The organism is Pseudomonas sp. GR 6-02 (assembly GCF_001655615.1).
In the GTDB taxonomy this organism is placed as follows: Bacteria; Pseudomonadota; Gammaproteobacteria; order Pseudomonadales; family Pseudomonadaceae; genus Aquipseudomonas.
In genome coordinates, this window is the sequence record NZ_CP011567.1 from 2,742,070 (window position 1) to 2,757,451 (window position 15,382).

Here is a 15,382-nt window from a genome sequence, read left to right on the forward strand (position 1 = left end):
GGCGTTCTCAGGCCCGCATTCCGTAAAAGAGCAGCTCGGTGATACGCCTTACCTGGGCGGAGTGTGACTCGATGTCCGGCTGTTCCTGGTTGACCAGCCTGAACAACTGCAGGTGTGAGTAGTCGTTCAACAGGAAGGCGGCCAGGTCGACGTTGAGGTCGGCGCGTAGCTTGCCGGCCTGTTGCAGTTCTCTGAGTAAACCGCTGATTTCGGCCCTGAGCGCATCGTTCATGGCCCGATAACCTTCGGGCAGTCCGTTATCACCACCAAATAGAATCAACGGCAGCAGTTCACGCCAGAGACTGGGATGCATGACTTCCAGGGCGTAACCGGTCAGCAGGCGTTCCAGGTAGCACAGGGCGTCGACCGGATCCTCAATTTCAGGGATCTGGTTGCGGGTGTCCTTGAGTGCGCGCTGGTCGGCGTCGTGCAGGATTTCCAGGATGATTTCCTGCTTGTTGCCGAAATACTTGAACACGGTGGGCGCCGACACCCCAGCCTGGTTGGCGATCTGTTCGATGGTGGTGTTCTGGAAACCTTGACGCTCGAACAGTTCGATCGCCGCCTTGCTGATGGCTTGGCGTCGTTCGACTTTCTGACGTTCACGCAGTCCGCTCACGGTTGATCCCTTGTCGCTATGAATAAAGGGGGCGCATGTCGCCCAATCATCCATGCAAAATACTTAATCGGGTAAAACTTTTAAAGCGCTAATTTCTGTAGTGCGCGTTTATCCCGGAAGCGAAAAGTCTCGTTGGCTGATGGCGAGCGTCCTCAGGCTTAATAGTTAATTTCATTAATCTTTTACGCACTGTTCAGCGTGCATTGACCCGCCTGAATCAAGCCGATGCCTGTCGGTATTTTTTCAGTCGATAGGCAAACTGCGCACGACTCAAACCCAGCAGTCGCGCGGCAGCGGCCAGATTGCCTTGGCTTTTTTGCAGCGCTTCATCGATCAGGCGCGACTCCAGCCCTTCAATGGAGAAGTGTTCCAGGCGAGCCAGGGTCTCCAGCAAGGCCGGGCGAGGCTGTGTGCCGGCGGGACTCTGGTCGGTTGCGGCGAGGCTGCCATTGTCGTCCAGAGAGTACGCATCCTGCGGCATGGGTTCGTTGCGAAACAGGTGGATCAGATCGATGGCTTGGCCGTCTTCGCTGGCGATCAGGCCGCGCTCCACCAGGTTCTGCAGTTCTCGTACGTTGCCGGGGAAGTCATAGCGCAATAACACCTTGAGTGCGCGCATGGTCAGGCCGGCGGGTTTGCGGGCGTAGGCCTGACAGAAGCGCCGCAGGAACGCGTTGACCAGCAACGGAATGTCGTCGCGACGTTCGCGCAGCGGTGGCAGCACGATGGGGTAGACATTCAGCCGGTAGAACAAGTCTTCGCGAAATTCTCCGGCCGCCACGGCTTTGCGCAAGTCGACATTGGTGGCCGCCACCACCCGGACGTCGACCTTGATGGGCTGGCCACCGCCGATGCGCTCGATCTCCCGCTCCTGCAATGCACGCAGCAACTTGCCCTGACCCGGCAGGCTGAGGCTGGCGATTTCGTCGAGAAACAGCGTGCCGCCCTGGGCGCGCTCGAAGCGTCCGGGGCGCGAATGGGTCGCGCCGGTGTAGGCGCCACGTTCGACACCGAACAGTTCAGCCTCGATCAGATTGTCCGGGATGGCGGCGCAGTTGAGCGCCACGAAAGGTGCTTGATGGCGTGGGCTGAACTGGTGCAACTGACGGGCGAACAACTCTTTGCCGACCCCGGACTCGCCGCTGAACAACACCGTGGCGGGCGTCGGCGCCACGCGCTGCAAGGCGAGGGTAGCGGCATTGAAGGCCGCGCTGGCGCCAATCGGTTTTGGTCCGCCGGGGTTTTCGCTGTCGTCATCCTGGGGGGCGGGCGCCGGGGCTTGAGGCTGTTTGGGTGCGGTACTTGAGGGCGAGGCGGTGAGATAACTCAGGTCCTGCTCGACATCGCCCCATTGCTCGGCGGTCTTGCCGATCACCCGGCAGCTCTCATGGCCCATGCCCCGGCATTCGGTTTCGCGGAAGATCACCAGACGGCCGAACAGCCCGCTGACATAACCGATGGCATAGCCCAGTTCGGTCCAGCACACCGGATCCTGGCCGATCCCGTAGGCGGCGATATGTTCGTCGGCCTCACAGGAATGGTGCCAGAGGAATTCACCTTCATAGAAGCCTGAGTCGGCGTCGAATTTGAAGTGCAGGGGTTCGACCTTGGTCATGCCTTCGAGTGTATGCAGACGCGTGCCGGCCGAGAAAACCGCCGCGGCGTCGGCGTCTGGCCAGCGCTCGCGGATCAGTCGCGCATCGCGCGCGCCGGAGAGATAGCCGGTACGGGTAAACAGGCCTCGGCTCTGTTCCAGTCCCTGGCGCTCGATAATTTCCCGTCGCAGCGCGCCGAAGGATGAGCTGTGCAATAGCAGCATGCGCTGGTCGTTGAGCCAGATACGTCCGTCAACAGGGGAAAAGAACAGGCATTCGGTCAACTCGGCCAGGGTCGGTGAGTTGCCTTCGGCCAGTTGGGTACTGTCGCCTCGGGGCGAGAAATGCTCCTCCTGCACGGCAAGATGAGGAAGCAGCGAATGGGGATTGTTCATTGTTATGCCCCTGAGCGAGTCGACTGATCGAAATGATCAACTAGCAAAACAGTTATTAAACATAACTTTATCATTTGGACAAGTGGCGAGCTGCCGGCTGTACGCCAAGCACCTTGTCCTATTCGCAAACACCCCTCTATAGCCCGCAGGCCAGAGCCTTCGCCACTTGAAATGCGGCGCGACGCAGGAAGTCGGCACAGCCCTTGCTCTAGCGCTTTCACCACGCAGACGCCTTGCATCGTTTTAGCAAGGCCGCGTCAGGCAATGACAAACACAAGAGCCGGGAGACCGAAATGTCGGTAAGTGAACCATCCGATTTTCTGCGGGACGAGCCATGGCGTGAACGCATCTTCAATGGCGACTGGCTACGTCCATTGGGCGGCAGCCATAGCGTCATCGAACCGGCCACCGGCGAGGTGTTGACCGTCACCGGCTTGGCCGATGCAGCGGACATCGCGTTTGCCAGCCTGAACGCTGCTCGTGCTCAACCGGCCTGGGCGGCATTGGGGCCACGGGAACGCGCAGAGATCTTTCGTAAAGCTGCCGCACTGGCCCAGCAACACTTTGCCGAACTGGCGTTGTACATCGCCCGGGAAAGTGGCGGCAGCCTGTTCAAGGGTGAACATGAGGTCCGTGAGGCGATCGTGTTGCTGCATCAGGCGGCCGGGCTGCTGTCGCAACCCCATGGTCTGGTTCTGCCGAGCGAAGCGGGGCGTTTGTCCTATGCACGCCGATTGCCCCATGGCGTGGTCGGGGTGATCTCGCCGTTCAACTTTCCCCTGGTGTTGTCCCTGCGTTCGGTGGCGCCGGCGCTGGCGGCGGGCAACGCCGTGGTGCTCAAGCCCGATCCGCAGACCCCGGTCAGTGGCGGTTTCATCATTGCCCGGTTGTTCGAGGCGGCCGGTCTGCCCAAGGGCTTGCTGCAGGTGTTGCCGGGTGCAGCGCCAGCCGGAGAAGCGCTGTGCCGCGATCCGCATGTGCGGATGATCGCGTTCACCGGCTCCACCGCAGCGGGGCGCAAAGTCGCGGAGCTGGCTGGGCGTCATCTGAAAAAAGTCGCCCTGGAGCTGGGCGGCAAGAACTCGTTGATCGTGCTCGAAGACGCCGATCTCGAACTGGCGGCCAGTAACGCCGCCTGGGGTGCCTGGCTGCATCAGGGGCAGATTTGCATGGCCACCGGACGCATCCTGGCCCATGAGTCGATTGCACAAGAACTGGTCCGCCGGTTGGCAGAAAAGGCACGGGCAATCACGGTCGGCAATGCCGCTCGCGGTGAGGCGGTGCTGGGGCCGTTGATCAACAAACGCCAGCTGTTGCGAGTGCATGAAATCGTCACGGAGAGTGTGACGGCCGGGGCAACTCTGCAAGCCGGCGGCGAGTATGAGCAGCTCTTCTACCAACCCACGGTGCTTTCCGGTGTGCGCCCGGGCATGCGCGCGTTCGACGAGGAAATCTTCGGCCCGGTGGCCACGGTGGTGAGTTTTGCCAGCGACGATGAGGCCATCGACCTGGCCAACCGCACCGAGTATGGCTTGTCCGCGGGGATCATTTCGCCTTCGGTCGGGCACGCGATGGCGATGGGCGAGCAACTCAATTGCGGGCTGTTGCACATCAACGACCAGACAGTGGCCGACGAATGCATCAACCCCTTCGGCGGACGCGGCAGCTCAGGAAATGCCGGCAGCGTAGGCGGCCCGGCCGACTGGGATGAATACACCCAATGGCAATGGGTGACGGTCAAGGATAAGGCGCCGCGTTACCCGTTCTGACGGGCCGGTTTTGTCGGGCCGACAAGGTAGGTCGGCTCACCGAGTACACAAAAATAATAAGAGGACTCAACATGAAACTCGACAACAAGATTGTGCTGGTGACTGGCGTCTCTTCGGGTATCGGCGCGGCCACGGCAAGCCTGCTGCGCAGCCACGGCGCCCACGTGATTGGCGTGGACCTGAAGGCGCCGCACATGACCCTGGATGGTTTTGTTCAGGGCGATCTGAGCAGTGCCGAGAACATCGACCGGTTGCTGGCGCAGCTACCGGCACGGATCGACAGCCTGTGCAATATCGCCGGGGTGCCGGGCACTGCAAACCCGCAACTGTTGGCGCGGGTCAACTACCTGGGATTGCGCCACTTGAGCAGCGCGTTGCTGCCACGCATCAACGCTGGCGGCAGCATCGTCAATATCGCCTCGATCCTCGGCGCCGAGTGGCCGTTACGTCTGGAACAGCACAAGGCGCTGGCGTGCATCGAAGGTTTCGCCGCCGGGCAGGCCTGGCTGGCCGAGCACCCGGTACCGGACCAGACCTGCTACCAGTATTTCAAGGAAGCCTTGATCGTCTGGAATTACCTGCAGGCCCAACCCTGGTTTCTCGAACATTCGGTGCGCATGAACAGCGTCGCGCCAGGTCCGGTTTTCACGCCGATCCTCGGCGACTTCGTGAGCATGCTCGGTGAGGCCCGAACCCAGGCCGATGCCCATCGCATGAAACGCCCCGCTTATGCCGATGAGGTAGCGGCGGTGATCGCTTTCCTGTGTGCCGACGAGTCGCGCTGGATCAACGGCGTCAACCTGGCCGTCGATGGCGGATTGGCCTCCACCTACATCTGAAATGCACACCTGTAGACGGCGGCGCAAGCCGCTACCTGTGGCGAAGCCATGCCAAAAATAAAAATAATGAGGAGCGTCCATGGACAACGTTAAACGTTGCTTTCGTTTCAAGCATTGCGCCCTGTTTCTGGCGTTATGCAGCGCCGGTGTGATGGTCGAAAGGGTCGAGGCCATGCAAATGGACCTTGGTGATTCCGACTGGAAACTGCGTTGGGACAACACCATCAAGTACAGCCAGGCCTGGCGTCTTCAGGGGCAGGACAGCCGATTGGTCAACGCACCGACCGCCAACGGCCTGTATCCCTCGATCCAGAGTCAGGGCGATAAAAACTTCAGCAGTGGCCTGGTCTCCAATCGTCTGGACCTGTTTTCCGAAATGGACCTCAGCCGGCAAAACTATGGCCTGCGTGTGAGCGGCGCAGCCTGGTACGACGATATCTACAACAAGGACACCGACAGCAGCGAGCAAACGCATTTCCTCAGCGAAACCCGCAAGCTCCACGGTCGCGACGCGGAAATTCTCGACGCCTTCGTGTTCCTGCGCGGTGACCTCGGTGAAGACTCCCAGGGCGTGGTGCGTCTGGGCCGACACAGCCTGATCTACGGCGAAAGCCTGTTCTACGGTGGCAACGGCATTGCCAATGCCCAGGGCCCGACCGATGTGGTCAAGTTGCTCAGCGTGCCGGGGACCCAGTTCAAGGAGATCCTGCGTCCGGTCAATCAGATCTCCGGGCAGTTGCAGATCAACCCGCAGTTGTCGGTGGGCGCTTACTACCAGTTTGAGTGGGAACGCTCCAATGTGCCCGGCGCCGGCAGCTACCTGAGCGATATCGATGCCATCGGTTACGGCAGCGGTTCACTGCGCGAAGTGTTCGGCAACGACACGGTGAATGGCGGTGATTTGAAACCGCGAAATTCGGGGCAGGGCGGTATGCAGATCCGCTTCAAGCCGACCGGCACCGAGCTGGAGTTGGGTTTCTACGCTGCGCAGTATCACGACAAAACCCCGACCGGCCTGTACGCCTACCTCGACGGTGCGGCTGCGGCCGCCACCGGGTTGCCGATCCTGAGTTCCTATCGTCAGGTCTACGCCGAAGACATCAAGACTGCCGGCGTCAGCTTCTCCACCGCTTATGGGCCGTTCAACTTTGCCGGTGAAACTTCCGTGCGCTGGAACGCGCCGCTGGTGAGCAATCTGCAAGTGGTGGCCCCTGGCGTGGCGGCCGATGGCGACGATAACTCACTGTTTGCCAGGGGCAAAACCGCTCACGCCAACCTGTCGGCGATTTACCTGTTATCGCCCACCGCATTTTGGGATGGCGGCTCGGCACTGGCCGAGCTGGCCTGGAACCGCACCCTGAGCGTGACCGAGAACGCCGCCGCGCTGGATGCCAACACCACCCGCGATGCTACGGCACTGCGGGTATTGGTGGAGCCGGCGTACTTCCAGATTGTCGACGGGATCGACCTGACCGTGCCGATCGGCATGGGTGTGGTACTCGATGGGCGCTCTTCGGCGGTCAACAAATCGGGCTTCGGCAATACCCATTCCGGCGACTGGAGTGTCGGGCTCAAGGCCACCTACCTGCAGCGCTGGGATGTCGGCCTGAACTACGTGAACTTCTTCGGTGCCCCAAAAGCCGGGCTGCGCGAGGACGGCAATTTCAGTTACGGGCAGTCGTTGGCCGACCGCGACTTCGTCTCGCTCTACGTGAAAACCTCATTCTAATAAGGTGGATTCGCCATGCAGAACAAAGCATTTCTCAACACTTGCGTCCTCACCCTGGCCCTTGCCGGCATGAGCCTGGCGCAGGCGGCCGTGTCGCCTGAGCAGGCTGCACGTTTGAAGACTGAACTGACACCCCTTGGTGGCGAGCGCGCCGGCAACGCCGATGGCAGCATCCCGGCCTGGCAAGGCGGTTACACCAAGGTCGCGCCTGGCTACAAGCCAGGTGACAAACGTCCCGATCCATTCGCCGGTGAAAAACCGCTGTATTCGATCAAGGCCTCGAACATGGAGCAGTACGCCAATGTATTGGCCGAAGGCACCAAACTGCTGCTGAAGAAATACCCGGACTATCGCCTGGACGTCTACCCGACCCATCGCTCGGCGGCAGCCCCGCAATGGGTGTATGACAACACCGGCAAGAATGCCACCCGCGCCACGCTGGACGTGGCGAGCGAGAAAGTCACCGGCGCCTATGGCGGCATTCCGTTCCCGATCCCGGAAAACGGTACGCAAGTGCTGTGGAACTATCGATTGTCCTGGCAGGGCGGCGACACCATCAGCTCGCCTTTCGATACCTGGCTGATGACCGCCGGCGGCAAGAAAGTCCAGGCAACCCGCGCCCAGTACACCTACCAGTTTCCCTACTACGTCGAAGACGGCAGCCTGGAAAACTTTTCCGGCAAGTACCTGGTGGGCAAGCTGCTGACCGAGTTGCCATCGTCCAAGGCCGGTGAAGGCCTGATGACCCATTGGGACCTGGACCCGGCCAACCGCGCGGCCTGGCAGTATCTGGTCGGCCAGCGCCGGGTGCGTCGTGCGCCGAACATTGCCTACGACACCCCGGACTTCGTGACCTCAGGGGTCGGTCTGTTCGACGAAGCGTTCATGCTGTTCGGGCCTACCGATCGCTATGACCTCAAGCTGATGGGCAAGAAAGAACTGATTGTCGCCTACAACAATAACCGCGCCGGCCTCGCCAAGAGCGACGACCTGGTCAAACAGAACTTCCTCAATCCTGACCTGGTGCGTTGGGAGAAACATCGGGTCTGGGTGGTCGAGGCCACGCTCAAATCCGGCAAGCGCCATGTGGTGCCGCGTCGCACCTACTACATCGACGAAGACTCCTGGCAGATCCTGATGGCCGACGGGTATGACGCCCAGGGCAAGCTCGGACGGCAGATGTATTCGCTGACGCTGTTGGCGCCGGACCTGCCGGCCCTCACCGCGCAGGTCATGTGGGGCAGCTACAACCTCGACACCGGCGCCTACTTCCTCAACTCCTCGAGCAACGATCTGGCGGTCCAGTACCAGAAAGTCGCGAAACCTTCGGCGTCCTATTTCACGCCGGATGCCATGGCCAACGAAAACATGCGTTGAACCTGAGGGGGCCGTGGTGGGTGAGGGTGCGCGCTACGGTCGCTTGTGACTTTGCGAGTGGGATACCGACATGATGGTGCAAAAACGCTATGCGGGCTTCGGCCTGCGCCGGGGCGCCTGCGTCCTGGCATTGGGTTTGATGGCGTGTGTATTCAGCGCCCAGGCGAATACGTTTGCAGTACTGCAGCAGCCGGCACTGCCGACCGCCAAGGCCCAGCGCGCGGCATTGCTCGGGCTGACCCGGGCCGGCGAGCGACTGGTGGCGGTCGGCGAGCGCGGGATCGTGCTGCTCTCGGATGACGCTGGAGTGAATTGGCGCCAGGCCAGTGTGCCGGTCAGCGTCAGCCTGACGGCGGTGCAGTTCGTCGATGCCGAGCAGGGTTGGGCAGTCGGTCATCTGGGCGTGGTGTTGCACACCGAGGACGGCGGTGAAACCTGGCACAAGCAACTCGACGGTGAACGCGCCGCCGCGCTGGCGGTGCAGGCCGCTGAGCGCGATGCCGATCAGCCGGGCGGCGCCGGCAACCTGGCGCAGGCCCGGCAGATGCTCGACGACGGACCGGACAAACCGTTCCTCGACCTGTACTTCAGTGACCGCCTGCATGGCTACGTCGTTGGCGCCTATAACCAGATCTACCGCACCGACGACGGTGGGCGAAGCTGGCAGCCGTGGATGCAGCATGTGGACAATCCGCAGGGCTTGAACCTGTATGGCATTCGCGTCTCGGGCAACGATCTGCTGCTGGTGGGGGAGAGCGGTTTGCTGTTGCGTTCGACCGATGCCGGGCATTCATTCCAGGCCTTGAAGTCACCTTATGAAGGCAGCTTTTTCGGCCTGCTCGGCACTCGCGGCGGCGCCTTGATTGCCTATGGTTTGCGCGGTAACGCCTGGTGGTCCGATGACCGTGGCGGCAGTTGGCGACGCCTCGACACCGGCATCGAATCAACACTGGCGAGCGCCATCGAACTGCGCGATGGCAGCCTGCTGTTGGCCAGCCAGGGCGGCGAACTTTTATTCAGCCATGACCAGGGTCGTAGCTTCGACAAACGCCAGAGCCGCAGCGGCGGGACTGTCGCGGCCGTGCAACAGGCGGCCGACGGCAGCCTGGCCAGCGTCGGTTTGAGCGGTGTGGCCGCTGACCAGGATCCACGGGCCTCCGCCAAACCTTGAAACTTCACGGTGCAGCGCTATCGGGCCACGGCCCGTGCAACAGGAGTCAGACTTGAAAGACGACAAAACCCAAACCGTGATCGGCCGCCTGGCAGACTTCGACCAGGCGTCGGGCAACTTCGCCGAGCGGGCGATCTTCAACCATCGACCGCTGGTGATCCTGCTGTGTCTGCTGGTGACGCTGGTGCTCGGCTGGCAAGCCACGCGCATCGGCATCAATGCCAGTTATGAGAAAACCATTCCCACGGGGCATCCCTATGTCGCCAACTTTCTGGAGAATCGCAGTGAGTTGAGCGGCCTGGGCAACTCGCTGCGGATCGCCGTGGAGGTCAAACAAGGCAGCATTTTCACCAAGGACTATCTCGACACCTTGGCCAGGCTCAACGACGAGCTCTATCTGCTGCCGGGTGTCGACCGGCCCTACATGAAATCGTTATGGACCCCGACCACGCGCTGGACCGCCGTGACCGAGGAGGGGCTCGATGGCGGCACCGTGATCCCCGACGACTACGATGGCTCGGCGGCCAGTATCGAACAGGTGCGGACCAACGTCGCGCGTTCCGGTGAGGTCGGTCAATTGGTGGCCGGCAACTTCAAGTCCAGCGTGATCTTCGTGCCGTTGCTGGACATCAGTCCGCAGACCGGCAAGGCCCTGGACTACGGCGAGTTTTCCCGGCAACTGGAAGCCCTGCGGGACAAGTACCAGAGCGATGACCTGCGGATTCACATCACCGGTTTCACCAAAATCGTCGGCGACCTGATCGAGGGGCTGACTCAAGTTTTGCTGTTCTTCGTGGTGGCGGTACTGGTGACGGTGTTGGTGCTGTTTGGCTATACCCGCTGCGCGCGCAGCACGCTGGTGGTGGTGACGTGTTCGCTGGTGGCGGTGCTCTGGCAGCTGGGTCTGCTCGCCACCCTCGGTTATGAATTGGACCCGTACTCGGCGCTGGTGCCGTTTCTGGTGTTCGCCATTGGCATGAGCCACGGCGCGCAGAAGATGAACGGCATCATGCAGGACGTCGGTCGCGGCACCCACCGGGTGGTGGCCGCGCGTTATACCTTCCGCCGACTGTTCGCGGCCGGCATGACCGCGTTGCTCTGTGATGCGGTGGGCTTCGCGGTGTTGCTGGTGATCAATATCCGGGTGATTCAGGATCTGGCGATCACCGCCAGCCTCGGTGTGGCGGTGCTGATCTTCACCAACCTGATTCTGTTGCCGATCCTGCTCAGCTATATCGGTGTCAGCCCGGCAGCAGCGCAACGCAGCCTGAGTTCGGAAAACGCCGAACTGCAGGCGCAGATCAAGCATCCGTTGTGGCGCGTACTCGATTTGTTCACCCAACGGCGCTGGGCCATGGGCGCCATGCTGGGCGGTCTGCTGCTGGCAGCGTTCGGTTTTGCCGTGAGCCTGCACCTGAAGATCGGTGATCTCGATCCCGGCGCTCCGGAGTTGCGGGCTGACTCGCGCTACAACCGTGACGCGCTGTTCATGACCCAGAACTATGCGGCCAGCTCGGATATTTTCGTGGTCATGATCAAGACTCCGGAAGATCAGTGCACCCGTTACGCGAGCCTGTCGGCAGTGGATGCGTTGGCCTGGCGGCTGGAGCAATTGCCCGGTGTGGAGTCGACCACCTCGATGGCGGCGCTGAGCAAAATCGCCACGGCCGGTTACAACGAAGGCAACTTCAAATGGTATGAGTTGATCCCCAATGACGGTGCGCTGGGCGCCGTGCAAACCCGTGCTCCGCGGGAGCTGTTCAATCAGGGCTGTTCGATGTTGTCGCTGTACGTTTACCTGGCCGATCACAAGGCCGATACCCTGAATCGGGTGGTGCAGGCCAGCGAGAAATTCATCAGCGAGCATCAGATGCCAGAGGTCAAATTCATGCTCGCCGCCGGCAGCGCCGGGATCGAAGCCGCGACCAATATCGTGGTGAAAAAATCCATGCGCGAGATGCTGTTCTGGGTCTACGGCGCGGTCAGCCTGTTGTGCCTGCTGACCTTCCGCAGCTGGCGTGCAACCCTTTGCGCGATGCTGCCGCTGATGCTCACCTCGATACTGTGCGAGGCGCTGATGGTGGGGCTGGGCATGGGGGTCAAAGTCGCGACACTGCCGGTAATCGCATTGGGCGTGGGCATTGGCATCGACTACGCGCTGTATGTCTTGAGTGTAATCCTGGCTCGCATGCGTGCCGGCGACACCCTGGCCCAGGCGTATTACCAGGCGCTGCTGTTCACCGGCAAAGTGGTGTTGCTGACCGGCATGACCCTGGCGGTCGCAGTGTCGACCTGGGCGTTTTCACCGATCAAGTTCCAGGCCGACATGGGGATTCTGCTGGCGTTCATGTTCCTGGTGAACATGCTCGGCGCCCTGATCCTGCTGCCGGCCCTGGCCTGGCTGTTGCTGCCGCAGAAGGTCTTCGCAAAAAAGCCTGAAGCGAGCCGGCATGGGCTGTTGGTCAAGGAGGGCTGAGGACTCGGCAAGCGCTACACGAGGACGGGGACAGTGAGGACCGACTAGCCGTTTTCGGCACAATTGCGCCAATGCCTGTTACGGCGGAATGGAACTTGCCTCCCCAACGGCCTGCAAGCCTTGTGTGCCCAACAGGAAAGGTCCATGAATAACAATAACCCTAGCGTGGAAGGCGCCACCGGTACGCCGGACATGACTGCGGCGATTCATCGTTATCGCACCAACGACATCGATCAGCACGCACAGAACATGGACGGCTGGCAGGTACGCTATGACCAGCTGACGCCCGGGCGCTTTGAAGGCGAGTTGATCGAGTTTCGCGCCGGATGGATGCAACTGGCGCGCGACCGCTCTAATCAGGCGATGCTCAAGAGTGGCAGCGCCTGGAAGGGAGCCATCACCTTCAGCGTGCCGCTGAGCGCTCAGGGGGCGGTGTTTTGTGCGGGGCATCCGATTCATGATGCGAGCCTGTTGGTGGCCCATGGTGATCACTTGCCCGATCTGCGCACGCCCGAACATCTGGATCTGTTGGGGGTGGCGGTTGATGTCCAGGCCCTTGAACATGTGCTGGAGCGCCAGGGCGCCCGGTTTCGAATTACCGATCTTCCCAAGTGTTACCGTCTGGGGGCTTCCTCGGTGCAGGCTGAGTTGGCGGCGCTGTTCGACGAGCTGGCCGCTGCCGATCAGGGCCACGACAGCCTGCTGGGCTATGAGGCGATCCGTCATGGCATTCGCGATGCCGTGATGGTGCAACTGCTGGAGCTGGTCGCGCCGGATCAGGCCGCGCCCCTTAACCCGACGGCGCGCAAACGCATGGTCGATCGTGCCAGGGAATACGCGTTGGGGCATCTGGACGAACCATTGTCGATCCTCGATCTGTGCAATCACATCGGCGCCAGCCGACGCAAACTCCAGTACTGTTTCCAGGAAACCCTGGGTATCAATCCGGTGGCGTATTTAAGGGCGTTGCGCCTCAATGCAGTGCGTCGTGAACTGCGTGACAGCCCCCATGAACATGGGGTGCAAGAGGTGGCGGCGCGTTGGGGCTTCTGGCACCTGAGTCGCTTTGCCAGCGATTACCGCACACTGTTCGGAGAGACGCCCTCACAGACCTTGCGTCGCCATTAACTGTGCTGAAAACGGATAACCCGCCTACCGGAGTCGTTACTAGGATGGCCCACACCATTTGGTTGGGAGGGGCATTCGATGAATCACAAGAACAACAACTCAGGCATCAGCCGCGTCACTGTGTTTACCCTGGGGCTGTTCGGCCTGTGCGCCGGAGCACAGGCCACTGAAAACGGAGCGCCGACCACCGCGGTAGGCGTCTATGACTTCGGCGCCGGGATGATGCCGCCGGCCACGCCATTCGGCACCCTGGGCCTGCGCACGGCCTACTATTCGGCCAACGTGCAGAAGGACCGCCACGGTCGTTCTCTGGACAACAATCTCTCCCTGGACGTGCTGTCCATCGGCCTGGCCTATATGCGCATGACGGACTACAGCGTCCTCGGTGCCCAATACGGTTTCGGCACGGTGGTGCCTTTCTTCAAGATGGATGCTTCCCTGGAGGTGCCGACGCCGGGCGGTCCGTTGAAACTTGAGGCCGATCCGTTCCGCCTGGCAGACGTGCAGTTTCTGCCGCTGATCCTGCAGTGGAACCTGTCGCCCAACCTGTTCGTCAACACCCAGTTTCAGATCCAGACCCCCACCGGCGACTACGACAAGAACCGGCTGATTTCCCCCGGGCTCAATCACTGGACTTTTTCCCCCATCGTCAATGCCACTTACATCAGTGACACCGGCTTCGAGGTGTCATCGAGCTTCGAGGTGGACATCAACACGCGCAACCCTGCCACTGACTACAAGAACGGCGTGGAGTACCGGCATGAGTTCGCCGTGGGCCAGCACTTCGGCCCCTGGACCGCCGGTATCGGCGGGTACTACTACCGTCAGTTCACCGATGACGACGCCCCGGGCCTGACGAGTGGCAATCGCGCCAGGGTGCTGGCTGTGGGACCAGCGGTGAGCTACGTCAAACCGGGCCTGCCGCCGGTCTGGCTGCACCTCTACAAAGAGCAGGGCGCGAGCAACCGCGCCGAAGGCTACACCGTCGCCTTGCGCGTTTCCCAAAGTTTCTGAGGACCGGACCATGACTTCTGTGCATTGCGCTTCAACCCTGGCGACGCCTGTCGTGCGTCAGGCCACGGGACGCCGCGAAGGGCTGGTGCTGGTGCTGGGCAGCAGCCTGACCATCATGGGCTCGGTGATGATCGCGCCGATCCTGCCCAAACTCGGTGCCGAGTTCGGGCCGCTCACTTCCCGGGCCGACCTGCTGGTGCCACTGGCGGTCACCGGACCGGCGCTGGCGATTGCGGTGTGCGCGCCCCTGGCCGGTTGGCTCGCCGATCGAGTCGGGCGCAAGGCGTTGCTGGTGATCGCCACCTTGCTCTATGCCTTGCTCGGCGCGTTGCCGACGGTGCTGGGAGATCTGCAGTCCATCGTCGCCGTGCGCCTGCTGTTCGGGGTGGCCGAGGCGGCGGTGATGACCTGTTGCGCGACCCTGATCGGCGACTATTGGCAGGGCGAGGAACGCTTGCGCTACATCAATCGTCAGGTGGTCACCATCGGTTTGGTCGGTGCGTTGTTCTTCGTCGTTGGTGGCGCTTTGGGCGAGCACTCCTGGCGCTTGCCGTTCCTCCTCTATTTGCTGCCGCTGCTGCTGGTGCCGGCCATGGTGAAGGTGCTCTGGGAGCCGGTTCGTACGCAGCCGTCCGTTGAGGTTCAGGGACCGGAGCGGGTGACGATTCTGCCGCTGGTGTTGGGTTATCTGCTGATCCTCGCGGGCATGGTGCTGAGCTTTGTGGTGCCGGTACAGACGCCCATTTTGCTGGTGGGTCTCGGGGTCACATCCAGCACCCTGATTGGCCTGTCCGCCGGTTTGAGCCTGCTGGCCACCCTGGGCGGTTCCCTGGCCTGGCCGCTGCTGCGTCGACGCTTGGGGATCGCCGGCACCAATGCGGTGTTGCTGCTGTTGCTGGCGCTCGGGTTGTGGTTGCTGATGCGCGGGCAAAGCTACAACCAAGTGGTGTTGGCGGTGGTGATCCATGGCCTGGGCGCGGGATTGCTGGTGCCCAATGTCATGGCGCCGATGATGGAGGCCTTGAGTGCTAGAACCCGTGGTCGGGGATTGGGAGGCTTCACCGCGTGCCTGTATTTCGGTCAGTTCGTCAGCCCCTTGGTGGTGGCGATGCTCGGCGCATTTGCCGGCGACCTGCGTCACGCCATCGAATGGCTGGCCTTTGCCAGTCTTGCTGCCGCGTTGCTTTGGGCGATCGCCGGGTTATCGCGCCGCCGCTCGAACTCTTCCGTGCCATCCACCCATTCGTCATTGAAATAGATCCGGAGTATC

General features: G+C 61.7%; 11 protein-coding genes. 9 read left to right on the top strand and 2 right to left on the bottom strand.

The features are described 5' to 3' along the window. Positions 1–7: 7 nt before the first annotated feature. Together PGR6_RS12290 and PGR6_RS12295 are read right to left on the bottom strand one after the other, a co-directional pair. Positions 8–619, bottom strand: a complete 612-nt coding sequence (locus PGR6_RS12290) for a TetR/AcrR family transcriptional regulator (RefSeq protein WP_018927876.1) — start codon at positions 617–619, stop codon at positions 8–10. Positions 620–836: 217 nt separating this feature from the next. After that, a complete protein-coding gene (locus PGR6_RS12295) occupies positions 837–2,609 on the bottom strand; it encodes a sigma-54-dependent Fis family transcriptional regulator (protein ID WP_064617329.1) in 1,773 nt (590 codons plus the stop codon). A gap of 293 nt (positions 2,610–2,902) precedes the next feature. Here PGR6_RS12295 and PGR6_RS12300 point away from each other — a divergent pair, with 293 nt between their 5' ends. The 9 genes from PGR6_RS12300 (at position 2,903) to PGR6_RS12340 (ending at position 15,370) form a co-directional block, all read left to right on the top strand. Next, a complete protein-coding gene (locus tag PGR6_RS12300; RefSeq protein WP_018927878.1) occupies positions 2,903–4,378 on the top strand; it encodes a benzaldehyde dehydrogenase in 1,476 nt (491 codons plus the stop codon). A gap of 71 nt (positions 4,379–4,449) precedes the next feature. Next, entirely contained in the window at positions 4,450–5,217 is a 768-nt protein-coding gene (locus PGR6_RS12305; protein ID WP_064617331.1) for a coniferyl-alcohol dehydrogenase, read from the top strand. 79 nt (positions 5,218–5,296) lie between these two features. Then, a complete protein-coding gene (locus tag PGR6_RS12310) occupies positions 5,297–6,946 on the top strand; it encodes a DUF1302 domain-containing protein (RefSeq protein WP_064617333.1) in 1,650 nt (549 codons plus the stop codon). Positions 6,947–6,961: 15 nt separating this feature from the next. Further along, complete coding sequence (locus PGR6_RS12315; protein ID WP_018927881.1) at positions 6,962–8,323, top strand: DUF1329 domain-containing protein; 1,362 nt, start codon at positions 6,962–6,964, stop codon at positions 8,321–8,323. A gap of 70 nt (positions 8,324–8,393) precedes the next feature. Then, positions 8,394–9,494 carry a WD40/YVTN/BNR-like repeat-containing protein gene (locus PGR6_RS12320; protein ID WP_064617335.1) on the top strand — a complete coding sequence of 367 codons (1,101 nt, stop codon included), beginning with the start codon at positions 8,394–8,396 and terminating at the stop codon, positions 9,492–9,494. A gap of 52 nt (positions 9,495–9,546) precedes the next feature. Beyond that, positions 9,547–11,970, top strand: a complete 2,424-nt coding sequence (locus tag PGR6_RS12325; protein WP_064617338.1) for an efflux RND transporter permease subunit — start codon at positions 9,547–9,549, stop codon at positions 11,968–11,970. 144 nt (positions 11,971–12,114) lie between these two features. Continuing rightward, on the top strand, positions 12,115–13,098 hold the full coding sequence (locus PGR6_RS12330) for a helix-turn-helix domain-containing protein (RefSeq protein ID WP_064617340.1): 984 nt from the start codon (positions 12,115–12,117) through the stop codon (positions 13,096–13,098). A gap of 78 nt (positions 13,099–13,176) precedes the next feature. Further along, complete coding sequence (locus PGR6_RS12335) at positions 13,177–14,112, top strand: SphA family protein (protein WP_018927885.1); 936 nt, start codon at positions 13,177–13,179, stop codon at positions 14,110–14,112. 10 nt (positions 14,113–14,122) lie between these two features. Beyond that, complete coding sequence (locus PGR6_RS12340; protein WP_064617342.1) at positions 14,123–15,370, top strand: MFS transporter; 1,248 nt, start codon at positions 14,123–14,125, stop codon at positions 15,368–15,370. Positions 15,371–15,382 lie beyond the last annotated feature (12 nt).

Excerpts from the sequence above, each read along its gene's own strand:
- PGR6_RS12340 (WP_064617342.1), top strand. The coding sequence starts at position 14,123 with ATGACTTCTGTGCATTGCGCTTCAACCCTGGCGACGCCTGTCGTGCGT.
- PGR6_RS12300 (WP_018927878.1), top strand. The coding sequence starts at position 2,903 with ATGTCGGTAAGTGAACCATCCGATTTTCTGCGGGACGAGCCATGGCGT.
- PGR6_RS12330 (WP_064617340.1), top strand. The coding sequence starts at position 12,115 with ATGAATAACAATAACCCTAGCGTGGAAGGCGCCACCGGTACGCCGGAC.
- PGR6_RS12295 (WP_064617329.1), bottom strand. The coding sequence starts at position 2,609 with ATGAACAATCCCCATTCGCTGCTTCCTCATCTTGCCGTGCAGGAGGAG.
- PGR6_RS12305 (WP_064617331.1), top strand. The coding sequence starts at position 4,450 with ATGAAACTCGACAACAAGATTGTGCTGGTGACTGGCGTCTCTTCGGGT.
- PGR6_RS12310 (WP_064617333.1), top strand. The coding sequence starts at position 5,297 with ATGGACAACGTTAAACGTTGCTTTCGTTTCAAGCATTGCGCCCTGTTT.
- PGR6_RS12320 (WP_064617335.1), top strand. The coding sequence starts at position 8,394 with ATGATGGTGCAAAAACGCTATGCGGGCTTCGGCCTGCGCCGGGGCGCC.
- PGR6_RS12335 (WP_018927885.1), top strand. The coding sequence starts at position 13,177 with ATGAATCACAAGAACAACAACTCAGGCATCAGCCGCGTCACTGTGTTT.
- PGR6_RS12315 (WP_018927881.1), top strand. The coding sequence starts at position 6,962 with ATGCAGAACAAAGCATTTCTCAACACTTGCGTCCTCACCCTGGCCCTT.